The following is a 21,262-nucleotide window of genomic DNA, read 5'->3' on the forward strand; positions in this document are numbered from 1 at the left end:
TCTGGAGGACGCAATGCTTGGCCGGCTCAATCACGTCGCCATCGCCGTCAAGGATGCCGAGAAGGCGGCCAAGATCTACGGTGCCGCCTTCGGTGCCGAGATCTCCTCCCCGGTGGCGCTGCCCGACCACGGCGTCATCACCGTGTTCGTCACCTTGCCGAACACCAAGATCGAGTTCATCCAGCCGATCGGCGACGCCTCGCCGATCGCCAAATTCCTCGAGCGCAATGCCGACGGCGGCATCCATCACGTCTGCTATGAAGTGCCCGACATCATCGCCTCTCGCGACACCCTGATCAAGGAAGGCGCGCGCGTGCTTGGCGATGGCCAGCCCAAGATCGGCGCGCACGGCAAGCCGGTGCTGTTCCTGCATCCGAAGGATTTTTCGGGCGCGCTGGTCGAGATCGAGCAGGCGTAAGGGCGGGCAGGCGATGGCCTATATAATCTCGACCTGGCTTGCGATCTATTTCGTGTTGTGGTGGGTCACGCTGTTCGTGACGCTCCCGTTCGGCGTGCGCAGCCAGCATGAGGACGGTGGCGGCCCGCCCGGCACCGATCCCGGTGCCCCCACCGTGAGCCTGATGGGGCGCCGGCTGCTCTGGAATACGCTGCTGTCGGCGGTGATCTTCGTGGCTGGGCTGGCCGCGTACCACGCCGGCTATTTCAGCATCGAGCGGCTGTCCAAGCTGATGGGCGTGCCGTTCTAGTTTGCGCTGCAGCGCTGACTTTCGAGCCGATGCGCGGACGTGCATCGGCTTTTTTGCTATGAGAGGATCATAAACAAAATCAGCAGGGGAGGTTGCGCATGACCGCGCTCCAGACGCCGCAGCAGGCGTCGTCAGGCTACCGGATCTTGAGGGAAGCCGATCTGCGCGATTATCTCGCCGGCGTACCTGCCGTTGCGGCTCGGCTCGGCGGTTCGCCGCAATCATGGACGATCGACGAGGTCGGCGACGGCAATCTCAACCTGGTCTTCATCGTGCGCGGCGCGACCGGTGGCCTCGCGGTGAAGCAGGCCCTGCCTTACGTGCGGCTGGTCGGCGAGAGCTGGCCGCTGCCGTTGTCGCGCGCCCATTACGAATATCTGGCGCTAACCCATCAGGCGCGCCTCGCGCCGGAGCTGGTGCCTGCGGTGCTGCATCACGACGAGCAGCTTGCGCTGACAGCGATGGATCTGCTCGAGCCGCATATCATCATGCGCAAGGGGCTGGTGGCCGGGACCATCTATCCCGGCTTCGTCGATCACATCACGACCTTCCTGGCGCGCACCCTGTTCTTCTCCTCCGACCTGGCGCTGACGGCCGCCGAGAAGAAGGAGCGGATTGCCGCATTCGCCGGCAATCATGCGCTCTGCAAGATCACCGAGGACCTGATCTTCACCGATCCCTATCGCGTTGCCGAGCAGAACCGTTGGACCACCCCATGGCTGGACCTGACAGCGGCCGACATCCGCGCCGATCTCGATTTGCATGTTGCGATCTCCAGGCTCAAGCTGGAGTTCCTGAGCAGCGCCGAGGCGCTGATCCATGGTGACCTGCATACCGGATCGATCATGGTGACTGCTGACGACACCAAGGTGATCGATCCCGAATTCGCCTTCTACGGTCCGATGGGGTTCGATATCGGCGCTGTCATCGCCAACCTCCTGATGGCCTATCTGGCGTCAGCCGGCCATGAACGGACGCCTGGCGAGCGGCGCGATTTCGAGGCCTGGGTGCTGGCGACCGTCGAGCAGGTGTGGACCGAGTTCGCGCGCAAGTTCGTAGATCTGTGGCGGGAGAACGCGACGGGCGATGCCTATCCGCTCGCGTTGTTCGAGGGGCAGGCGGGCGCGGCGCGGCTCGAGGCGGAGCGCCAAGCCTACATGGCCCGGCTGTTTCAGGATACGATCGGCTTTACGGCCGCGAAGATCATCCGCCGCATCCTCGGGCTCGCCCACAATATCGATTTCGAGCTGATCGAGGATTCCAGAGTGCGGGCGACCTGCGAGGCACGCAGCCTGCGGCTGGCGCGAGCAATGATGGTGGAGACAGAGTCGTTTCGGTCGATCGCCGCAGTCACGGAAGCTGCGCGGCGCTTCCGCGACTGGCAGCCGGAGTTTTGAAGCCGCCGCGACGAGCGTAGGGGCAGAGGCGCGTCCAAGGCTGCTTCTGCGTTCACGCTGGCAGATGCGCCGTGCCCACCGATATGGACTGCGTCGACCATGGTGGGCACGCGCCGCCTGCGGCGGCGCTTTGCTTTCCCTACGGCGGCGTCCTCAATCCGCCGCCTTGGCGCGCAACCGCTGCGCGTAGACATTGATGACCAGCGCGGCGAGCAGGATCAGGCCGCGGATCAGGATCTTCAGGAAGCTGTCGATGTTGACGTGATCGAGGCCGTTGTTGAGGACGCCGAGCACGAACAGGCCGATGATGGTGTTGCCGATGCCGCCGCGGCCGCCGAACAGGCTGGTGCCGCCGACCACGACGGCGGCGATCGAGTCGAGCAGATAGGTATCGAACTCGTTCTGCTGCGCGCTGCCGAAATGCGCCACGCCGAGCATGCCGCCGATTCCCGAACATACGGCCGAGATCACCATGACGCTGCCGAGGATCAGCTTGACGTTCAGTCCGGAATATTCCGCCGCCTCGCGGTTGCCGCCGACCATATAGACGTAGCGGCCGAACCGCGTGTAGGTCAGCACCAGATGACCGGCGAGCAGCATCAGGGCGGCCACGATCACGATCCAGGGCACGCCAGCCACCGAATTCGAGCCGAGCGTCGCAATGAGGTCCGGCACCTTGTAGGCGATTTGGCCGCGCACCAGGAGCGCTGAGATGCCGGCCGCGATCTGCATCATCGCCAAGGTCATGATGAACGAGGGGATGCCGATCACCGTCAGGCCGAAGGCGTTGACCAGGCCGAGCAGCGCGCACAGCGCGAGCGCAAGCAGGATCGCCGCCCATCCCGGCAAGGGCAGATTGGCGATGTTGACGTAGGACTCCTGCATCGTGAAATAGGCGACCGCGATGCCCGTCACATTGGCGATGCTGGCGATCGACAGATCGATCTCGGCGCACAGGATCACGAAGGTCAGCCCGACAGCGATGATCCCGGTGACCGAGACCTGGGTCAGGATGTTGCCGAGATTGTCGATGGTCGCAAATGACGGGCTTGCGACGGCGAAGAAGACGGTGAGGAAGATCAGGGTCAGGAACGGTGCAATGTTGCGCATCTGTGAGCGCAGCAGCGCGACAGTGCCGCCGCCATGGCGCACATGGGTCTCGGACATCGGGACGCCTTCACTCGCCATCGCCGTCTCCTTAAGCCGCTTCGAGCAGGCGGTCCTTGCTGATGGTTTCACCGGCGAATTCGCGCACGACTTCGCCGCGCTTGAGCACGATGATGCGGTCGGCGAGCGACAGCACGGTTTCGGGCTCGGTCGAGAGCACGATCACGGCGATGCCGCGCTCGCGTAGCTGACGGACGATCTGGATCACGTCGCTCTTGGCGCCCACATCCATGCCGCGGGTCGGCTCGCACAGCACGAGCAGCCGGGGCGGATGGCTGAGCCATTTCGCCAGCGCCACCTTTTGCTGGTTGCCGCCGGATAAGAGACCGAGATCGATCTCGACGTCAGCGGGGCGAATCTGCAGCTGCTCGACCTGGCGCTGGGCCAGGATGCGTTCACGCGCGGGCTTCAAGAGCACGGCGCCGATGCGGTCGAGAATGCTGACCGAGACATTCTTGTAGACCGGCTCCTGGTGGAACAGCATGTCGCGGCGGCTCTCGGGCACGAAAGCGATGCCGGCCCGGCGGGCATCGGCGGTGTTGCCGAACGTCTTGCGATGTCCCGCCACGCGCAGTTCGCCGGCGTCGGGCGCGAGCTTGCCGAACAGGATCCGCGCCAGCTCCAATTGTCCGCACCCCATGAAGCCGTACACGCCGAGCACTTCGCCGGCGCGCACCGCGAACGACACGCGGGTCAGGCTGCGCGCCAGAGAGAGGCCATCGGCTTCGACCACGACCGGATTTTCCAGTGCCGGCGCCGGAAGGGTGATGTCGTGTATGTAGGTCTCTTCCAACGCCTCGCGTCCCTTGCCGAGTCCTTTTCCGATCATGGCCTCGATCAGCGCGGCCTTGTCGGTCTCGGCGGCACTCGTCTGCATGACCTTGCGGCCGTTGCGGAACACGGTGACCTCGTCGGAGATCAGGAGAATGTCCTCGATGAAATGCGAAATGAAGATGATGCCCGTGCCCTGGCTGCGGAGCCGGCGCAGGGTCGCAAACAGGCGCTCGACCTCGGGCGGCGACAGCGCCGAGGTCGGCTCGTCCAGGATGATGATGCGCGCCCCGGAGAACAGGACGCGGGCAATCTCGATCAGCTGCTGCAGGCCGATCGGCAGGTCTCCGAGCCGTGCCATCGGGTCGGCATGGATGCCGAGCTTCCTGAGTTGCTCGGCGGCATCGCGTGCCATACGCCGCCATTGCACCAGGCCAAAGCGGTTGGTCGGCTGGGTGCCGAAGAACACGTTCTCCGCGACCGTGAGGTCCGGCGCGACACTGAGCTCCTGATGCACCATGGCGATGCCGGCGGCCCGTGCATCACGCGCGGAGCGGAAGTGCACCTCGTGTCCGTCGAGCAGGAAACGGCCGCAGAACTCCGGGTGTACGCCGGCGATGATCTTCATCAGCGTGCTCTTGCCGGCGCCGTTCTCCCCGACGAGACCGTGGATCTCGCCGGGGAGAAGCGTGAAGTCGACGCCGCGCAGCGCGGTGACGCCGCCGAACGACTTAGTGATGTCCTGCAATTCGAGAAGGGGACGGCGGCTGTCCGACATTGGAGCAGACTCAGATCAGGAAGTGATCCTCCATCCACTGCATGCCCGCGGCATTATTCTTCGTCACGACAGGGCCGTCGGTCACAACGCTTTTTGGAATGCCCTTGCCGCTCTTCTCACCCGCGGTCACGGCGGCGACACCGGCCACGATGGCGCCGCCATGGATGCGGCAGGACGGATTGCGGACGGTGGCGAACATCCGCCCCTCGCTGACGGCCTGGATCGCCGGCGGCATCGCGTCGACCCCGCCGATCAGGATGTTGGTGCGGTTGCGCGCCTTCATGATGTTGTAGGCGGCGAGCGCCATATCGTCATTGTGGAAGAACGCCGCATCGATCTGCGGATATTTGGTGAGATAGGTCTCCCACAACCGTGCGGTCTTTGAGACGTCCCAGTCCGCGGGCTGGGTGTCGAGCACTTCGATGTTCGGATACTGCTTGATCACGGAGTTGAAGCCCTTGGCGCGGCCTTGCGCACCGGTATGGCCGAGCGCGCCCTGGGTCATGATGATCTTGCCCTTGCCGCCCAGCGCATTCACCAGCGCCTGCGTGACGGAGGCGCCCATGAACTCATTGTCGGGCGCAAGGAAGGAGTGCACGTTGATCTGATCGAGCGGCGCGATCAGCGTGTCCATGTCGATCACGGGGATGCCCGCGTCGATCATCTTCTGCACCGGCTGGGTCAAGGTGCCGATGCCAAACGCCTGGATCGCGACGAAGTCCCATTTTTGCGATGCCATGTTGTCGATGGCCGCGCGCTGTTTCACCGCATCGAGCTGACCATCGAACCAGGTGACTTCGACGTTGAACAGCTTGCCCCACCATTCCGCGGCCTGCTTGCCTTGCGCGCACCAGGTGGCCTGCAGGCCGGCATTGGAGAAGGCCGCTTTCAGCGGCTTCTCCGAACGTCCCATTTCCGCGGCCATGGCCGGGTCGATGCCGAAGCCGGCGAGCAACGCCGCCGCCGAGCCCGCAGCGGCTGCCGTCTGCAGGAGATCGCGTCTGGTCGTGGAGGATTTTGTAGTCCCGGACATCACTCACTCCCTGTCCCATTGTTTGCTCGGCAGCGTCATTGATCGCGCTGCCAGGATGGGGAGTGTTTCACAACCGAGAGCATCCCGCTACAGCCGGATGTTGTGCGGTGCATTCGTGAGTTCGCCGCAATGCACGTACGGCAATGCCGGCCGTGTCGAGGCGGTGTTCAATCAGCATGGTCGTCAAAAGCGAGATCGCGTTGAGACCCTCATCTCGATCATGCATCTCTATTCATGGCGCCAGAGCTGCCCGATGAGATCAAGATCAAGGATATGATCGAGATCAATGTTTCCTGGATGGACGGTGAGAGAATGATCGTAGTGGTGAAGGGCTAATCAGCGGCCTTGGCACCGACCTGAGAATGCAAGAGCGGGAACGAGAGGATAGCTCGTTCAGACTGCGTTCATGCCGTGTGGCTTACGTCTGCTCAAAAAAATGAGCAGGGCACGGGCCCTGCTCGGAATTGTGTCGACCCTTTCGTATCCCGCAAACTCAGATTTGATCTTATTGGCGGGTTGACGCAGCTTGTTGCGCGCCAGGGCTCCTCCCGAGACTTGGACCACCAGACTTCCGTAACCGTCAGCCTGAGCCCAAATTCGTAGACGATCTTTGAGCCTTTGTCACCCTTTTCGGCAACGATTGTTCAAATTTCACGCACTTGGCGAAACGATTGAGAACTTCTGCATCTTCCTGCAGATGCAAGCATAAATTTCAATTGGTGGTATTTAGATGCCAGATTTGTGCTGGGCCGGATGGTGCATTCCCGGCCGGTCGAGACCGGGCGGGCCGTTTCGTCGCCAATGAAATGTGCGCTGTCGCGGCGCTGTGACCTCGACTTCCGGCCGCTGCTGCGGGATAGTCCCGGCGTTGATTTGGTGGGCTTTGATGCGGCAGCGGCTGCAGGCGTATGTTCCGATTCTGCTGATCGCATTGACGGTGCAGATCCTGGCACCCATTGGTGCGAGCTGGGCGGCCGCCATTGCCGCATCGGACCCGTTGCGTTCGGTCGAGATCTGCCACAGCGCCCCGGCGGGCTTCCCCTCCCAACAAGATGATTCGACCGGCCAGGGCGTTCACGACGCCTGTACACTCTGCTGCGTGGGGCAGGCCGCTGCGGCGCTCGATACGCCGCAGCCCATGCTGCTCGATCTGCCGTGTCGTCCAGCCGCGAGCGTGACGTGGCACCGGCCTGCGCTCGTCCTGGCCGTGCTGCGCGCAGGCTCGAACACGCAGGCCCGCGCGCCGCCGTCAGCAATCTGATTGCACCGGCGCAAGACGCCTTTGCAAATCTCCTGATCGAATTGCCGGATGGCCGACCGCTGCCGCCGCTTCATCTCGCGAACACGCCAGACCTGTTGCTGGCGCAACCATCATTGAAAGGAATCACTTATGACCGTTTTCAAGCAGGCGCTGCTTGCCGTCGTTGTCGCCATCAGTAGTGCATCGGGTTGCTTCGCCGCCGAGGTGAAGGCCGGCGATCTCGTGATCAGCCAGGCGTGGAGCCGGGCGACACCCGGCGGCGCCAAGATCGGCGGCGGCTATCTCACCATCGAGAACAAGGGCAGCGCGCCCGATCGGCTGGTCGCAGTCTCGGGCGATATCGCCGGCAAGATCGAAGTCCACGAGATGGCCGTCACCAACGGCGTCATGACGATGCGACCGCTGGATCAGGGGCTCACGATCGAGCCCGGCAAGACGGTAATGCTGGCGCCCGGAGGCTATCACCTCATGCTGATGGAGCTCAAAAAGCCGCTGAAGCAGGGCGACACGGTGCCGCTCACGCTGCAATTCGAGAAGGCCGGCAAGGTCGCGGTCACGCTCGATGTTCAGGGTGTGGGAGCGAAGGGCCCGGGCGGCGAGGGCGGCAGCATGATGAAGAAAATGCCGGACCATTCGGGAATGAAAATGTAGCTCGTCCGTTCTCTCCTCGAGAACCGAGGGCTCCATGAAACTCAACGTCGCCGCGCGTACTGCCGATGCTGCCCATGGCAGTCGTCGTCGCGTGGGCGGCGTTGCCACGATGCGCCGATATGCCGAGCGCCTGCTGCCGGTTGCGTTGCTTGCGCTCCTGCTGCAACTGCTCGCGCCCGTCGGGGCATCCTGGATGGCGGCAGCCGCCGCTGCTGATCCACTCGTCGGCGTGGAAATCTGCCATTCCGACGCTGGTCCTGTCGCGCCCGGTCAGGGTAGCGACCGTGATGCCTGCGGCATCAGTTGTTTGTTGTGTTGCGTGCTGCACGCCGGCAGCGCCATCGACATGCCGGGCACGGCTGCTGTCGCTGCACCGTGGCGGCAGACGATCCCTGTCTTATGGCATGACGCCGATCTCGGTCTCGTCCTTGGCAAGCCCGGCTCGGGTGCCCAGGCACGCGGGCCTCCAATCCCCTTCCTGATTTGATCGTTGTCGGCGGCGCAGGCTCGGCCCGCGCTGTCACTCTCATCAATCGTTGAACAGGAAGACCGGCCGTCGTGCCGGCATCGGGGAAGGTTCTATTATGTTTCGTCGTCATGCGCTCGGTGGCGCGAGCGTCATTGCCATGGAGCTCGTGCTCCTGCCGTCGGCCGCGGTGTTCGCTCAGGACAATAGGGAGCTGCCGGCGGTCACCGTCGATGCGCCGCGCGCGGCATCGCAGCGTGCCGCGCGCAAGCCGGCGCAACCGCGGCTGCAAGCAAGCGCCGGCCGCCGACCGGCACAGCCGGCCGTTGCCGCCTCCAATGCTGGGGCTTCGAGCCGTGGCGAGCCGGAAACGGCGAGTGCCGCGCGTGCCAGGCTCGATCAGGCTCCCTCCGGCCAGACCGCGACCACGATCGACCGCAGCCGTTTCGAGGACAGGCCGGTGTTCTCGGTGAACGATATCCTGCGCGACAGCCCCGGCGTCTCGTTGAAGCAGGGCAATGGCCCGCGCGACTTCGGCATCTCGATCCGCGGCTCCAATGCGCGCAACGGATTTGCCATCCGCAACATCGTCGTGTTCGACGACGGCTTTCCTGTCACCCAGCCCGACGGCCTGTCGCGGACCGACCTGATCGACCCGCACGCTTATGGCGCGATCGACGTGATCAGGGGGCCGTCCTCGGCGCTGTACGGCAACTATGCCACCGGGGGCGCGATCAATTTCCGCACCCGGCCGGGCGGCAGCATCGACGGTGTCGAGATCGGCAGCGAGGGCGGCAGCTTCGGCTATCTCACCAATTACCTCACAGCCGGCAAGAAGATCGGCAATTTCGAGGCCTCGCTGTTCGCCAGCGACGCCCGGGGCGACGGATTTCTCGGCAACAGCTGGTTCAACACCCAGACGGTCAATTTCCTCGGGACCTACAAGGCGACGCCGGACGACCGCTTCACCGTGAAGATCATCAACAATGATCTGGTCTCACGGTTGCCGCTCCGCGTGTCACTAAATCAATATTATCAGAATCCCTATCAGCAGGGCTGTACGACCGGAACGTCGCTCGCAGCCGGCTGCGGCACCGTCAAGCTGTTCAACAACGGATTCAACGCATCCGCCGGCACCGACACGGAGACCGCGCTGCAAGCGGGGCTTGGCCGCAACGATCGCCGCACCATCGTCGGGGGGCGCTGGGAGCACGATTTCGACAACAACATGACCTGGCGCAACCAGTTCGTATTCGACGATCGCAATATCAGCCAGCCGACCGGGTCGGTCAGTTCGATCGGCGATTATCCATCCTACAACTACATGAGTGACATCACCAAGCGCGGCGAGATATTCGGCCTGGAGTCGACGGCGTTGTTCGGCGCCTTCTACAATACGCTGACGTCATCCGGCGACACCCGCAACGTGATGCCAGGCGGCAACGCCACGCTCGGAAGCCTGTCTAGCAACCTGTTCAGCGTGACCACGAATTACGGCCTGCGCGCCCGCGAGGAGCTCAAGCTGACGGAGGCGCTGACCGCCGTTGCTGGCATCGGCTGGGAAACCACGCATCTGCGCGGGACCAACACGGCCTACACCTATACCGGGCTGGCCGGGATCACCACGACCGCGCTGACGTCGGCCGACCGCGAATTCCAGAACACCGCACCCGAGCTGGCGCTGCTCTACAAGGTGAACAGCGATTGGCTGTTGCATGCCCGCGTCGCCACCGGCTACGGCACGCCGCAGGTCTCCAACCTGTTCGTCCTGCCGACCGGCTTGTCGGGCAACAACACTCAGCTGCAGAGCCAGACCAACCTCGGCTACGACCTCGGAGTCGACTGGACTCCGAACCGCACGCTGACCCTGAGCGCCACCGGCTTCTACGAGTTCTTCCGTAATGAGCTGCTCACCCAGGCAACCCCGATCGCCGGCGTGACCTATTGGTTCAATGCTCCTCGCTCCGAGCATCGTGGTGTTGAATTGGCGGCGGATTGGAATTTCCTGCCCGGCTGGCGCTTCACGGCCGCCTACACCTATCTGGATGAGGTCTATACGGAATACACTGAGAGCCTTGGCAGCGGTGCGACGCTGTCCAACTTCAACCGCGCCGGCAACAAGATTCCCGGCATCTCGCCGAACGAGCTGACCGCACGTGCAGGTTATGATCAGGAGGGCGGTCCATTCGCCGGCCTCGGCGGCTTTGTCGAGGTTCAGTGGAAGGACGCCTTCTACATGGATAACGCGAATTTGCTGAAGGCACCGGGTTACGAACTGGTCAATCTCAATGTTCACTACAAGACCGAGCTCGCGTCCGACACGTTCAGGTCGCTCGACCTATTCTTCGAGGTCAGGAATTTGTTCGACCGCACCTACATCGCTTCAGCGAACAACATCACGGACTCCGTCGCCAAGGCCGGCGTGCAGAACTCCGCAAGCGTTCTCGCCTACACGACGGGGTCGATCTACGCAGGCTCGCCGCGCGCCTTCGTAGCGGGCATGAAGGTGGCATTCAGATGAGGACGCTTCCCATGATCCGAACGATCCTTGCTGCAGGATTCGCTGGCGCCATCACTGCCGCGACGTGGCCATCGCCGGCTTCGGCACAGATGAGCCACCAGCATGCCTCCGAAGCCGCCTGCGAGGGGACCGAGCTGCGATGCGCCACCAAGGTGACGCCGTTCTTCGCGGCCGACGGGACGCTGTGGCTGACCTGGATGGCGGGCGGGCTCGTCTCCGTCGCGAACTCCAAGGATGCCGGCCGCACGCTCTCTCCGCCGGTGCCGGTAACGACGCAGCAGCTCAACCTCGACTGGGGGCCGGATGCTCGCCCGGCGCTGGTCGTCGACCGCAAGGGCGGGATCGCAGTCGCGTTCGCGACTTTCCGCGACCAGGCCTTCAACGGCGAGGTGTTTTATACGCGCTCCGACGACGGCGGGAAGACATTTGCGCCGGTGAAGCCGATCACCTCCAACCAAGAGAGCCAGCGTTTCGAAGCGCTGGCGCTCGACCAGGACGGGACGGTGTTCGCGGCCTGGCTCGACAAGCGCAACCGCGTCCCCGCCAAGGAGGCCGGCAAGAGCTATGACGGGGCAGGGCTGTTCTTCGCATCCTCGCGCGACGGCGGTGCGAGCTACAGCGAAGCCAAGCTCGCCCAGGACAACACCTGCGAATGCTGCCGGCTCGGCCTCGCCTTTGCCGGCCCGGGCCGGCCGGTGGTGGTGTTCCGCAACATCTTCGATGGCGGCGTCCGCGACCATGCGATCGTGACCTTCAACGATCTTTCGACGCCCGGGGAGGTCTACCGCGTCAGCAACGACGACTGGCAGATCAAGGCCTGCCCGCATCACGGCCCGAGCCTGTCGGTCTCGCCGGCCGGCGCCTATCACGTCGCCTGGTACACGAACGGCAAGGCGCGCAAAGGATTGTTCTACGCCCATTCGCGCGATGGCGGCCGCACCTTCTCCGACCCGATGCCGGTCGGGCAGGCGGACAGAAGTCCGACGCGCCCCTACGTCCTGGCGACAAGGGCCGCGACGACGCTGGTCTGGAAGGAGTTCGACGGCGAGACCACGACGGTGATGGTCATGCAGTCCCGGGATGACGGTGAGACGTGGTCGAAGCCGAGCGCCATCGCCAGCACCAAGGATACGTCGGATCATCCGCTGCTCGTCGCCGACGGCGAGCACGTCTTTCTGTCCTGGATGACGAAGGCGGACGGCTATCGCTTTCAGGCGATCGGAGATCAGTCATGAAGCGCATCATTGTGGGACTTCTCGTGCTGGGCGGCACGCTGCTCGGCCTGTCCGCAATCATCGCCGCACCATCCCCGTTGAAGCCGTTCGAGCGCGGCAGCTGGCGGGAGATGTTGCGCGCACATGCCGGCCGCCCGACGCTGGTTCATTTCTGGGGCGTCACCTGCGGCCCCTGCAAGGTGGAGCTGCCGCAACTCGGCGAGTTCATGAAGGCGCATCCAGGGATCGACGTGGTGACGGTCAGCGCCGACCTTGTTCCCAACCTGCCGGCGGCAACGGAAGCCATGCTCGACAAAGCCGGCCTGGCGGCGGCCGAGAATTTCATCTTCAACGATGGCTATGCCGAGCGCCTGCGCTTCGAGATCGATCCCTCCTGGCAGGGCGACATTCCGCGCACGATGTTGATCGGCCGCGACGGCAAGATTTCCACGATCGAGGGGGCTGCGGACGTCGCAGAATTGGACCAGTGGTCGGCGGAGCAATCGACGGCCGCCTCGCGCCATTAGCGTGAGCCGGGTGGCATTGCGGCAGCGCGGGGTCCTGAACGGGAGCTGAACCTTCGCCTCAGGCAAACCGGTAAAATGATTGAAAATCCGGTGTCTTAGCCGGATTTTCTCGGGTGTGGCCTTGTGTTTTGCCGCGTGATCCGGTTTGACTGCGCGGGCCCAAAGCGAATCTTCAAGGCTTGATCCCATGCGTCTGACGCGGTTCTTCCTGCCCATCCTGAAAGAGAATCCGAAGGAAGCGGAGATCGTCTCGCACCGGCTGATGCTGCGCGCCGGCATGTTGCGGCAGGAGGCGGCCGGCATCTATGCGTGGCTGCCGCTTGGCTTTCGGGTGCTGAAGAAGATCGAGCAGATCGTGCGCGAGGAGCAGAACCGCGCCGGTGCGCTGGAACTGTTGATGCCCACGCTGCAACTCGCCGACCTCTGGCGGGAGAGCGGCCGCTACGACGCCTACGGTCCGGAGATGCTGCGCATCAGCGACCGGCACAAGCGCGAGCTTCTGTACGGGCCGACCAACGAGGAAATGATCACGGAGATCTTCCGTGCCTATGTGAAGTCTTACCGTAACCTGCCGCTCAATCTCTATCACATTCAATGGAAATTCCGCGACGAGCAGCGTCCGCGCTTCGGCGTGATGCGGGGCCGCGAATTTTTGATGAAGGATGCCTATTCGTTCGATCTCGACGAGGCGGGCGCGCGGCGGGCTTACAACAAGATGTTCGTCGCCTATTTGCGCACCTTTGCGCGGATGGGCCTGAAGGGCATTCCGATGCGCGCTGAGACCGGGCCGATCGGCGGCGATCTCAGCCATGAGTTCATCGTGCTCGCCGAGACCGGGGAGTCCGGGGTCTATTGCGACCGCAACGTGCTCGACCTGCCGATCCCGCCCGAGGACGTGGACTACGAAGGCGACCTGACGCCGATCATCAAGGAGTGGACCTCGCTTTATGCGGCCACCGAAGACGTGCACGACGGGGCGCGGTTCGAGAGCGAGGTGCCGGCCGAGCGCCGCGTGCACACCCGCGGCATCGAGGTCGGCCAGATCTTCTATTTCGGCACCAAATATTCGGAAGCGATGCAGGCGCTCGTGGCCGGACCCGATGGCGCCGAGGTGCCGATCCATGGCGGCTCGTACGGGGTTGGCGTGTCGCGCCTCGTGGGTGCGATCATCGAGGCCTGCCATGACGAGGCCGGCATCAAATGGCCGGAGGCGGTGGCGCCGTTCCGGGCGGTGATCCTGAATCTGAAGCAAGGTGGCACCGATACCGATGCGGCCTGCGAGCAGCTCTATCGGGAACTTTCGGCCAAGGGGGTTGACGTGCTCTACGACGACACCGAGCAGCGCGCCGGCGCGAAATTCGCGACCGCCGATCTGATCGGCATTCCCTGGCAGATCATGGTTGGGCCGAAAAGCCTCGCCGAGGGCAAGGTCGAGGTCAAGAAGCGCAGCGACGGATCGCGCGAGATGATGTCGCCAGCCGAGCTGGTGGGGCGGTTGGCCGGCTGAGCGGGCTGGATCCGAGGCTCGGAGATATCCACCAGGGTGCCGCCAAACCTCAGGCCAATCCAGCCACAATTGGCCCGAATCATGGGATTATCGAGCGATGGATGAGACCATGACCCAACTCTCGCAAACGCCGCCCTTTGCGCCATTCGAATGGATGCTGTCGGGGCGATACTTGCGCGCGCGGCGGCGCGAAGGCTTCATCTCCGTGATCGCGGGCTTCTCGTTCCTCGGCATCATGCTGGGGGTCGCAACGCTGATCATCGTCATGGCGGTCATGAACGGCTTCCGCAAGGAGCTGCTGGACAAGATCCTTGGGCTCAACGGGCATCTTCTGGTGCAGCCCTTGGAGTCGCCGCTCACCGACTGGAAGGACGTGTCCGACCGCATCAGCCAAGTTCAGGGCGTGCGCCTCGCCGTGCCCGTGGTGGACGGGCAAGGGCTCGGCTCCTCGCCGTTCAACGCCGCCGGGGTGTTCATCCGGGGCATCCGCGCCCAGGACCTCGCCAATCTTCCTTCCATCGCCAAGAACATCAAGCAGGGCTCGCTGGAAGGTTTTGACGAGGGGCAGGGGGTTGCGATCGGCCGGCGCCTTGCCGACCAGCTCTCGTTGCATGCCGGCGACATGATCACGCTGGTGTCGCCGAAGGGCGCCGTGACCCCGATGGGGACGACGCCGCGCATCAAGCCCTACCGGATCGCGGCCGTGTTCGAGATCGGCATGTCCGAATACGACTCCGGTTTCGTGTTCATGCCGCTCACCGAAGCGCAGGCGTATTTCAACCGCAACAGCGACGTCACGGCGATCGAGGTGTTCACCAGCAACCCCGATCGCATCGAAGCGTTTCGCAAGACCGTCACCGAAGCCGCCGGCCGGCCGGTGTTCCTGGTCGACTGGCGGCAGCGTAATTCGACCTTCTTCAATGCGCTGCAGGTCGAACGCAATGTGATGTTTTTGATCCTCACCTTGATCGTGCTGGTCGCCGCGCTCAACATCGTCTCCGGCCTGATCATGCTGGTGAAGGACAAGGGCCAGGATATCGCCATCCTGCGTACGATGGGCGCCTCGCAAGGCGCGATCATGCGCATCTTCCTGATCACGGGCGCCTCGATCGGCGTGGTCGGTACCCTGACGGGGTTTGCGGTGGGATTGGTGATCTGCGCGAATATCGAGTCGATCCGGCAGTTCCTGTCCTGGATCACCGCCACCGAACTGTTCGATCCCACGCTCTATTTTCTTTCCAAGCTGCCGGCCGAGGTGGATTTCGGCGAGACCGCGGCCGTCGTCATCATGGCGCTGACCTTGTCTTTTCTGGCGACACTTTATCCCTCTTGGCGCGCCGCACGGTTAGACCCGGTCGAAGCGCTCCGCTACGAGTGAGGCGCCGATGGCTGAAGAGGGGGCGCAGGATGTTCCGGTCATCTATCTGCATGAGATCAAGCGTCGGTACATGCAGGGAGAGGTGCCGCTGACCATTCTCGACGGCGCCAAGCTCGCGCTCTGGGCCGGACAATCGGTGGCGCTGGTGGCGCCATCCGGCTCGGGCAAGTCGACGCTACTCCATATCGCCGGCCTGCTCGAGAGTCCCGACGAAGGCGAGGTCTACGTCGCGGGCACGCCGACCTCGCAGCTCACCGACGTCGAGCGGACGCAGCTTCGCCGCACCGATATCGGCTTCGTCTATCAGTCGCATCGGCTGTTGCCGGAGTTCTCGGCGCTCGAGAACGTGATGCTGCCGCAGATGATCCGCGGCCTGAAGCGGGCCGAGACGGTGAAGCGCGCCACGGAAATTCTCGCTTATCTCGGGCTTGGCGATCGCATCAAGCATCGTCCGGCCGAGCTGTCGGGCGGTGAGCAGCAGCGCGTCGCGATTGCGCGTGCGGTCGCAAACGCGCCGCGCGTCCTGCTCGCGGACGAGCCGACCGGCAATCTCGATCCCGCCACCGCCGATCACGTCTTCAAAGCCCTGATGCAGCTGATCAAGGCGACCCGGGTCGCGATGCTGATCGCGACCCACAATATGGAGCTCGCCGGCCGGATGGACCGCCGCGTTTCGCTGGTCGGCGGCAAGGTGGTCGAACTAGACTAGCTCAAGGGCGGATAACCGTCATCTTGAACGGAGCTGCGTTCGCGGCAGCGTGCGCCACCGCGTCATTGGCGTGGTCGAGCTCGAAGCTGGTGGTCTCGAACTGATCGAGCCGCAACAGGCCGGCACGGATCAGCCCGACCAGCCGCACCGTCGCATCCGGCGGGCACATCCAGACGCCGTGGATGGTGATGCAGTTGCGCATGATCCAGGGGTAGGGCAGCTCGAGCCCGGCGCCGCCGAGCATTCCCACGCCACCCATCAGGACGACGCGCCCATAGGGCCGCACCGTCATCAGTGCGGCGCCCACGACGGTGGTTGAGACCGACGGCGGCATGATGTCCATCACGCAATCGATCGGTCCAGGAGCCGCCCGTTTCATCCGCTCGCGATCCTCATCCTCATTCCCCATGAGCTTGACTGTGCGGACGCGATCGCCAAAACGGCGTTCCAGATCGGCGAGGACGGCAAGGTTGCGGCCGGGCGCGACGACGCAAGCAGCGCCCATCGCGAGCGCAACCGCTACCGCAGCGCTGCCGAAATGGCCGGTGGCGCCGCTGACCAGCACAGTTTCGCCCGCTTGCAGCTTGGCGGCGAGGAAGCCGCCATAGGGTACAAGCAATGTGGTGAGTGCGCACCAACGTGCGGCATCGCTCTCGCTGATCGCGCCGATGGGCTTGGCATTCTCGGTTGGTACCAGCATTTTTTCCGCGAATGCGCCGTGGCCGAAATGGCGCTGCAGCTTCAATGCAGCTGGCCCGCGTGCACTCCAGCCCTGCAACGTGATGTCGGGCGCGAGGGCGTCATCGCGCGAGCGGATGGTTGGATCGCAGAACACCCAATCGCCAACCTTCAGATGCGTGGCGTCGGGGCCGGTCGCATCCACGCGGCCGATACAGCCGGGGCCTGGAATAACCGGCAACTCAAGCTGATATCGACGCTCGCCGCTGAAGACCTCATTGGCGTAGGACAGCACGCCCGCCGCGACGACGTCGACGACGACTTCGCCGGTGCCAAGCACGGGATCGGGAACGGTCTCGATCGCGAGCGGTGATCCGAAGGATTTCAAAACAGCAGCTTTCATCATTTTCTCCATGCCGGGCGGTGACCAGGACCAGCATGCCGGGATATATTGGGTCCAAAAAGACCTGGTATTATCCTGGGATTAGAGGGACCCAGCCTATGATCCGGTTGTTGGCCCGGTCGCCTCCGGGCCGTGAGGAAAAGCCGACATGGAGAAGCAGAGATGAGCGATCTGCGTCGGGCCGAATTCGGCAATTTTCTGCGCTCGCGGCGTGAAAAGCTGACGCCGAAGGCGGTCGGACTTGCAGCCGGACGGCGGCGCCGTACCGCGGGTCTGCGCCGCGAGGAGGTCGCCGAACTCGCAGGCATCGGCGTCGATTGGTACATCCGCCTCGAGCAGGGCCGCGCCGTGAACCCGTCGGCATCGACTGTGGACGCTTTGGCGCGAGCGTTGCGGCTCTCGAAGGCCGAACATGCGCATCTCAAGGCCTTGGCGCGCGACGCCGACCGCAAGCCGTTCGTGCGCGAGGAGGTGCCGGCGCATTTGCGTAATCTGGTCGAAGGTCTCAACCAGCCCGCCTACATCACCGGACGCCGTTGGGACGTGCTGGCGTGGAATCCGGCGGCTGACGAGATCTTCGGTTTCTCTGGCCTCGGCGAGGACGAGCGCAACACCTTGATCCTGATGCTCTGCTCGTCGCGCGCGCGAAAGCTGTTCGGCGCGGGATGGAAGGATCAAGCCAGGCGGATGGTCGCGCAATTCCGCGCCACGCATGATCTGTGGGCCGGCGATCCGGCATTCGTCGCTCTCATCGAGCGGCTCAGCTGCGGCAGCCGCGAATTCAAGATCTGGTGGGCCGCGCACGACATCCGCGGTCCCGCGGCGGGGCAGAAACTGCTGGAGCACCCGAGCAAGGGGCGACTGAAGCTGCAATATGCAAGCTTCCAGGCCAATGACGATCCCGCACTCAAGCTCACCATCTACACCACGCAGGTGTAATTGCGGCACGCAGCGTCGCATCATTGAGACGCGATCGCGTCGACATCGTGGAGCAAAGCGGAGCGTCGTCCTGGCTCAATGTGACCAGCAAGAGGCGCGCGCCTCGAGTCCTTCACACATGAGTGCGGCATTTGCGTAACAGCGTGCGTAACCCCTGCAAATATAGGGGATTTTGCGAATCCCAGAAAAGCCGGAAACGGAAATCAATTGTTGTGCTGAGTGCTGATCGCGTGAGCCTGCCTGGGCCGGCATTACGGGAGCGCTGATAGTTGAGAACCTAAGGTTTGGGGACCTTGGATCGAATATACGGAGTTCGACAATGAAGAAGCTCTTCCTCGCAACCGTGTTGCCCGGCGTCGTAGCGGCGTCGGCTTCCGCGGTCGCTGCCGATCTTCCAGTCAAGGGGCGCGCTTACACCAAGGCTCCTGCTGCCGTCATGGAGGCGGTCTACGACTGGAGCGGGTTCTATGGCGGTATCAACGCCGGCGGCGGCTCGAGCCGCAATTGCTGGAATCTGGTGCAGAATGCCGGCGTCATCGTCAATCCGGCAATGAACCGCGAGGGGTGCAGCGGCGGCGGCGGTGCTGCCGTCGGTGGCCAGATCGGCTATCGCTATCAGACGGGGAACTGGGTGTTCGGCGTCGAGGCGCAAGGTGACTGGGCCGACTTCAAGGGCACCAACCGCAACTTGATACTTCCGAACGTCAGCGACCGCTCCCGAACCAACGGTTTCGGCCTGTTCACCGGCCAAGTCGGTTACGCCTTCAACAACGTGCTCGCCTATTTCAAGGGCGGTGCGGCCGTTGTCGGCGACAAATACGATACGTTCAACACGGCGACCGGCGTGATGCTCGACAAGGCCAACACCACGCGTTGGGGCGGGACGGTCGGCGCCGGCGTCGAGTATGGCTTTGCGCCGAACTGGACGGTGGGCGTCGAATACGACCACATCTTCCTCGGCACCAAGAACCTGAACTTCACCAACGCGGCCAACATCGTGCAGATGCAGCGCCGCATCAGTGGGGATACCGATATCGGGCTGGTGCGCGTGAACTACAAGTTCGGGCCTGGCGGCTTCGGCATGTTCCGATAGCCGTAGCGACAGCATTCCCGGTCGCAGGGCCAGGGATGCCGATGTCAGCGCGGTCGTCGAGGACCAGGGCGCGGGGCGCGCTCGGTCGCGGTAAAATAGGGATTGATCTCGCAGCCGGCCGAGCGGCCGGCTGCATTGAACTTGCAGGCCTCGATCGATTGATAACGGCAATCGATATAGCCGTTGGGGCCATACGTGTGCAGGCAGACCGGGAAGTTCGGATCATAGGTCTGCGCATGCGCTGCGCCGCTTGCGAGCAGCGCTGCCGAGACCAGTACTGTCGGCGCAAACTTCCGCATCGTTGGATCGCCAACTCCGGCTGGGGCCATCCGTCCTGATTCGCTCAGTCCTCTTCGAAGACGAAAGGATTTGGCAGCGGCGCGTATGGATTCGGCCGGGGTGGACGCGGCCGAATCCGCTGCCTCTGCGGATACGGGTAGGGCGTCGCGCGCGGATCGTCGCTGACGCCGGCGAAATAGGGATTGGCGATGCAGTACAGCCGGCGGCCGGAAGCGGTGGCCAAGCACTGGTCGTAGGTATCGAAACTGCAGTTGCTCAAGCCCGGAAATTCGTCGCCCTGAATACAGAACGGATGGCGGATGCCGACGGCCTGGGCCGGCGCGTTGGCCGCCATGAGTAAGCCGCTGGCAGCCAAAGCTGCGAAAAGCACGTCACGCATCGAGAGAATCTCCTTCCAGGACCTCGCTTCGGTGCCTTGGAACTGGATGTTCGTACAAGATGCAAGGACAAAACGGATGCAGAGATCCGATCGGCGCGCAGCGTGTCTTTACCGTCGCGGAAAGTGTCATCAACTACTTGTGATATCAGGTTAATTTCCGGTAATGCCGAGCCGGCTTTCGTCCCCGGCTGTGGCCTTCCGGCTACAGCAATTGTGGCCGACCTTGCTAAGACGTGGCGATGGCCTGGGGGCCTCGAGACGAAAACTGGACTAAGTGATGAAGAAACTTCTGTTGATTACGACGGCGCTTGTGGCGCTCGGCTCGCCGGCGATGGCCGCGGACCTCGCCGCGCGTCCGTACACCAAGGCGCCGCCGGCGGTCGCTGCTGCGATCTACGACTGGAGCGGCTTCTACATCGGTATCAATGGCGGCGGCGGCTGGAGCCACAACAGCTGGAATCTGACCAGCTTCGGCGGCCTTCCGGCCGGCGGAGCTGAGGGCTCCCACGACGCGTCCGGCGGCACCGTCGGTGGCCAGATTGGCTACCGTTGGCAGACCGGTCCGGTCGTGTTCGGTATCGAAGCGCAGGGCAACTGGGCCGACATCAGCGGCAGCAATGTCAGCAACGTGTTCGCTCCCGATTCGAACCGCTCCAAGATCGACGCGTTTGGCCTGTTCACCGGCCAGATCGGCTATGCCTTCAACAACGTGCTGCTCTACGCCAAGGGCGGTGCTGCTGTGACCGACAGCAAGTACGAGATCCTCTCCGGCTTCACCGGTGGTGTTCTGGCCTCGACCACCAAGACTCGTTGGGGTGGCACGATCGGCGCCGGCGTCGAATACGCGTTTGCTCCGAACTGGTCGCTCGGCTTCGAGTACGACCACTTGTTCATGGGCCGCGAGGACGTCGGCTTCACCGGCGCTGCGTTCACGCAGACCGACAGCATCAAGCAGGACGTCGACCTGTTCACCGCCCGCGTCAACTACAAGTTCGGCGGCCCGGTGCTCTCGAGGTACTGATTCTCCGCAGTCGAACGGCGGATCGGAATGGCCCCGGCGCGCGAGCGCCGGGGTTTTTCGTTGCGCATGACACGGATTAACCACGAGCCGGAGAGCTGGCCGGCTGCGGGCGCGCATCGCTTGACCTTAGAACAAAAAAGGAACATTGTTCTTCCTATGTTCTCTGTCAGGGAGGCTCCCATGCTGAAGGTTTTCGTCGAAGAAGCCGCCGCACTGGCGTCGATCACATTGTTCGTCGGGATGGTCGCGCTCTGGGCGCAAATCATTCCGCAGCTTTGATTTTTGGAATGCGCCTGGGTGGCTGGGGAAAATTGGGATGGAGCGGCCGGCGCCGAGACTCCGGCCCGGAGTCATCCGATAGT

Annotated in this window: 22 protein-coding genes; 16 read left to right on the forward strand and 6 right to left on the reverse strand. The window is 63.6% G+C overall.

The genetic code is table 11. The features are described 5' to 3' along the window. Positions 1 to 13 precede the first annotated feature (13 nt). The 3 genes from mce to mtnK all read left to right on the forward strand — a co-directional run bounded on the left by mce (position 14) and on the right by mtnK (position 2,104). Complete coding sequence (mce, locus tag QX071_RS14915; RefSeq protein WP_315703470.1) at positions 14 to 418, forward strand: methylmalonyl-CoA epimerase; 405 nt, start codon at positions 14 to 16, stop codon at positions 416 to 418. A 13-nt stretch (positions 419 to 431) separates the two neighbouring features. Continuing rightward, complete coding sequence (locus QX071_RS14920; protein WP_315703471.1) at positions 432 to 707, forward strand: DUF1467 family protein; 276 nt, start codon at positions 432 to 434, stop codon at positions 705 to 707. A gap of 98 nt (positions 708 to 805) precedes the next feature. Then, the gene (gene mtnK / locus QX071_RS14925; RefSeq protein ID WP_315703472.1) at positions 806 to 2,104 is read left to right on the forward strand and encodes an S-methyl-5-thioribose kinase; all 1,299 of its coding nucleotides are present in this window, start codon (positions 806 to 808) and stop codon (positions 2,102 to 2,104) included. 153 nt (positions 2,105 to 2,257) lie between these two features. On the opposite strand, the gene QX071_RS14930 is transcribed toward mtnK, so the two are convergent. Genes QX071_RS14930 through QX071_RS14940 form a run of 3 tightly spaced genes read right to left on the reverse strand, consistent with a single transcriptional unit; the run spans position 2,258 to position 5,853 of the window. Further along, on the reverse strand, positions 2,258 to 3,292 hold the full coding sequence (locus tag QX071_RS14930) for an ABC transporter permease (protein ID WP_409977508.1): 1,035 nt from the start codon (positions 3,290 to 3,292) through the stop codon (positions 2,258 to 2,260). Positions 3,293 to 3,302: 10 nt separating this feature from the next. Beyond that, a complete protein-coding gene (locus QX071_RS14935; protein WP_315703473.1) occupies positions 3,303 to 4,820 on the reverse strand; it encodes a sugar ABC transporter ATP-binding protein in 1,518 nt (505 codons plus the stop codon). Positions 4,821 to 4,830: 10 nt separating this feature from the next. Then, positions 4,831 to 5,853, reverse strand: coding sequence for a sugar ABC transporter substrate-binding protein (locus QX071_RS14940; RefSeq protein ID WP_315703474.1), 1,023 nt, complete (start codon positions 5,851 to 5,853; stop codon positions 4,831 to 4,833). Between the two features lie 886 nt (positions 5,854 to 6,739). Here QX071_RS14940 and QX071_RS14945 point away from each other — a divergent pair. The 9 genes from QX071_RS14945 to QX071_RS14985 all read left to right on the forward strand — a co-directional run bounded on the left by QX071_RS14945 (position 6,740) and on the right by QX071_RS14985 (position 16,087). Then, the gene (locus QX071_RS14945) at positions 6,740 to 7,114 is read left to right on the forward strand and encodes a DUF2946 family protein (protein WP_315703475.1); all 375 of its coding nucleotides are present in this window, start codon (positions 6,740 to 6,742) and stop codon (positions 7,112 to 7,114) included. A 129-nt stretch (positions 7,115 to 7,243) separates the two neighbouring features. Then, positions 7,244 to 7,765, forward strand: coding sequence for a copper chaperone PCu(A)C (locus QX071_RS14950; RefSeq protein WP_315703476.1), 522 nt, complete (start codon positions 7,244 to 7,246; stop codon positions 7,763 to 7,765). A 34-nt stretch (positions 7,766 to 7,799) separates the two neighbouring features. Beyond that, entirely contained in the window at positions 7,800 to 8,252 is a 453-nt protein-coding gene (locus QX071_RS14955) for a DUF2946 family protein (protein WP_315703477.1), read from the forward strand. 97 nt (positions 8,253 to 8,349) lie between these two features. After that, positions 8,350 to 10,752, forward strand: a complete 2,403-nt coding sequence (locus tag QX071_RS14960) for a TonB-dependent receptor (RefSeq protein WP_315703478.1) — start codon at positions 8,350 to 8,352, stop codon at positions 10,750 to 10,752. A gap of 11 nt (positions 10,753 to 10,763) precedes the next feature. Then, on the forward strand, positions 10,764 to 11,987 hold the full coding sequence (locus QX071_RS14965) for a sialidase family protein (protein WP_315703479.1): 1,224 nt from the start codon (positions 10,764 to 10,766) through the stop codon (positions 11,985 to 11,987). Beyond that, a complete protein-coding gene (locus tag QX071_RS14970; protein WP_315703480.1) occupies positions 11,984 to 12,493 on the forward strand; it encodes a TlpA disulfide reductase family protein in 510 nt (169 codons plus the stop codon). The genes QX071_RS14965 and QX071_RS14970 overlap by 4 nt, the downstream gene beginning before the upstream one ends. Positions 12,494 to 12,680: 187 nt before the next feature. Further along, positions 12,681 to 14,000, forward strand: coding sequence for a proline--tRNA ligase (gene proS / locus QX071_RS14975; RefSeq protein WP_315703481.1), 1,320 nt, complete (start codon positions 12,681 to 12,683; stop codon positions 13,998 to 14,000). Positions 14,001 to 14,097: 97 nt separating this feature from the next. Continuing rightward, the gene (locus QX071_RS14980; protein ID WP_315703482.1) at positions 14,098 to 15,378 is read left to right on the forward strand and encodes a lipoprotein-releasing ABC transporter permease subunit; all 1,281 of its coding nucleotides are present in this window, start codon (positions 14,098 to 14,100) and stop codon (positions 15,376 to 15,378) included. A 7-nt stretch (positions 15,379 to 15,385) separates the two neighbouring features. Next, positions 15,386 to 16,087: an ABC transporter ATP-binding protein gene (locus QX071_RS14985; protein ID WP_315703483.1), complete on the forward strand. Its 702-nt coding sequence runs from the start codon at positions 15,386 to 15,388 to the stop codon at positions 16,085 to 16,087. 1 nt (position 16,088) lies between these two features. Here QX071_RS14985 and QX071_RS14990 read toward each other — a convergent pair whose 3' ends face one another. Beyond that, complete coding sequence (locus tag QX071_RS14990; RefSeq protein WP_315703484.1) at positions 16,089 to 17,168, reverse strand: medium chain dehydrogenase/reductase family protein; 1,080 nt, start codon at positions 17,166 to 17,168, stop codon at positions 16,089 to 16,091. 162 nt (positions 17,169 to 17,330) lie between these two features. Here QX071_RS14990 and QX071_RS14995 point away from each other — a divergent pair, with 162 nt between their 5' ends. Together QX071_RS14995 and QX071_RS15000 are read left to right on the forward strand one after the other, a co-directional pair. After that, on the forward strand, positions 17,331 to 18,107 hold the full coding sequence (locus QX071_RS14995; protein ID WP_315703485.1) for a helix-turn-helix transcriptional regulator: 777 nt from the start codon (positions 17,331 to 17,333) through the stop codon (positions 18,105 to 18,107). Positions 18,108 to 18,426: 319 nt separating this feature from the next. Then, the gene (locus QX071_RS15000; protein WP_315703486.1) at positions 18,427 to 19,200 is read left to right on the forward strand and encodes an outer membrane protein; all 774 of its coding nucleotides are present in this window, start codon (positions 18,427 to 18,429) and stop codon (positions 19,198 to 19,200) included. Between the two features lie 44 nt (positions 19,201 to 19,244). On the opposite strand, the gene QX071_RS15005 is transcribed toward QX071_RS15000, so the two are convergent. Together QX071_RS15005 and QX071_RS15010 are read right to left on the reverse strand one after the other, a co-directional pair. After that, entirely contained in the window at positions 19,245 to 19,499 is a 255-nt protein-coding gene (locus QX071_RS15005) for a DUF3551 domain-containing protein (RefSeq protein ID WP_315703487.1), read from the reverse strand. A 44-nt stretch (positions 19,500 to 19,543) separates the two neighbouring features. Further along, on the reverse strand, positions 19,544 to 19,879 hold the full coding sequence (locus QX071_RS15010; RefSeq protein WP_315703488.1) for a DUF3551 domain-containing protein: 336 nt from the start codon (positions 19,877 to 19,879) through the stop codon (positions 19,544 to 19,546). A 277-nt stretch (positions 19,880 to 20,156) separates the two neighbouring features. Between QX071_RS15010 and QX071_RS15015 the strand changes: the two genes are divergently transcribed. Next, positions 20,157 to 20,900, forward strand: coding sequence for an outer membrane protein (locus QX071_RS15015; RefSeq protein WP_315703489.1), 744 nt, complete (start codon positions 20,157 to 20,159; stop codon positions 20,898 to 20,900). Between the two features lie 27 nt (positions 20,901 to 20,927). Further along, complete coding sequence (locus QX071_RS15020; RefSeq protein WP_315704305.1) at positions 20,928 to 21,179, forward strand: hypothetical protein; 252 nt, start codon at positions 20,928 to 20,930, stop codon at positions 21,177 to 21,179. Positions 21,180 to 21,262 lie beyond the last annotated feature (83 nt).

Source organism: Bradyrhizobium sp. SZCCHNS1022 (genome assembly GCF_032484835.1).
Classification (GTDB): domain Bacteria; phylum Pseudomonadota; class Alphaproteobacteria; order Rhizobiales; family Xanthobacteraceae; genus Bradyrhizobium.

Bases quoted from the DNA above. Each gene is read 5' to 3' on its own strand.
- mce (WP_315703470.1), top strand. From the start codon at position 14: ATGCTTGGCCGGCTCAATCACGTCGCCATCGCCGTCAAGGATGCCGAG.
- QX071_RS14920 (WP_315703471.1), top strand. From the start codon at position 432: ATGGCCTATATAATCTCGACCTGGCTTGCGATCTATTTCGTGTTGTGG.
- mtnK (WP_315703472.1), top strand. From the start codon at position 806: ATGACCGCGCTCCAGACGCCGCAGCAGGCGTCGTCAGGCTACCGGATC.
- QX071_RS14930 (WP_409977508.1), bottom strand. From the start codon at position 3,292: ATGGCGAGTGAAGGCGTCCCGATGTCCGAGACCCATGTGCGCCATGGC.
- QX071_RS14935 (WP_315703473.1), bottom strand. From the start codon at position 4,820: ATGTCGGACAGCCGCCGTCCCCTTCTCGAATTGCAGGACATCACTAAG.
- QX071_RS14940 (WP_315703474.1), bottom strand. From the start codon at position 5,853: ATGTCCGGGACTACAAAATCCTCCACGACCAGACGCGATCTCCTGCAG.
- QX071_RS14945 (WP_315703475.1), top strand. From the start codon at position 6,740: ATGCGGCAGCGGCTGCAGGCGTATGTTCCGATTCTGCTGATCGCATTG.
- QX071_RS14950 (WP_315703476.1), top strand. From the start codon at position 7,244: ATGACCGTTTTCAAGCAGGCGCTGCTTGCCGTCGTTGTCGCCATCAGT.
- QX071_RS14955 (WP_315703477.1), top strand. From the start codon at position 7,800: ATGAAACTCAACGTCGCCGCGCGTACTGCCGATGCTGCCCATGGCAGT.
- QX071_RS14960 (WP_315703478.1), top strand. From the start codon at position 8,350: ATGTTTCGTCGTCATGCGCTCGGTGGCGCGAGCGTCATTGCCATGGAG.
- QX071_RS14965 (WP_315703479.1), top strand. From the start codon at position 10,764: ATGATCCGAACGATCCTTGCTGCAGGATTCGCTGGCGCCATCACTGCC.
- QX071_RS14970 (WP_315703480.1), top strand. From the start codon at position 11,984: ATGAAGCGCATCATTGTGGGACTTCTCGTGCTGGGCGGCACGCTGCTC.
- proS (WP_315703481.1), top strand. From the start codon at position 12,681: ATGCGTCTGACGCGGTTCTTCCTGCCCATCCTGAAAGAGAATCCGAAG.
- QX071_RS14980 (WP_315703482.1), top strand. From the start codon at position 14,098: ATGGATGAGACCATGACCCAACTCTCGCAAACGCCGCCCTTTGCGCCA.
- QX071_RS14985 (WP_315703483.1), top strand. From the start codon at position 15,386: ATGGCTGAAGAGGGGGCGCAGGATGTTCCGGTCATCTATCTGCATGAG.
- QX071_RS14990 (WP_315703484.1), bottom strand. From the start codon at position 17,168: ATGAAAGCTGCTGTTTTGAAATCCTTCGGATCACCGCTCGCGATCGAG.
- QX071_RS14995 (WP_315703485.1), top strand. From the start codon at position 17,331: ATGAGCGATCTGCGTCGGGCCGAATTCGGCAATTTTCTGCGCTCGCGG.
- QX071_RS15000 (WP_315703486.1), top strand. From the start codon at position 18,427: ATGAAGAAGCTCTTCCTCGCAACCGTGTTGCCCGGCGTCGTAGCGGCG.
- QX071_RS15005 (WP_315703487.1), bottom strand. From the start codon at position 19,499: ATGCGGAAGTTTGCGCCGACAGTACTGGTCTCGGCAGCGCTGCTCGCA.
- QX071_RS15010 (WP_315703488.1), bottom strand. From the start codon at position 19,879: ATGCGTGACGTGCTTTTCGCAGCTTTGGCTGCCAGCGGCTTACTCATG.
- QX071_RS15015 (WP_315703489.1), top strand. From the start codon at position 20,157: ATGAAGAAACTTCTGTTGATTACGACGGCGCTTGTGGCGCTCGGCTCG.
- QX071_RS15020 (WP_315704305.1), top strand. From the start codon at position 20,928: ATGGCCCCGGCGCGCGAGCGCCGGGGTTTTTCGTTGCGCATGACACGG.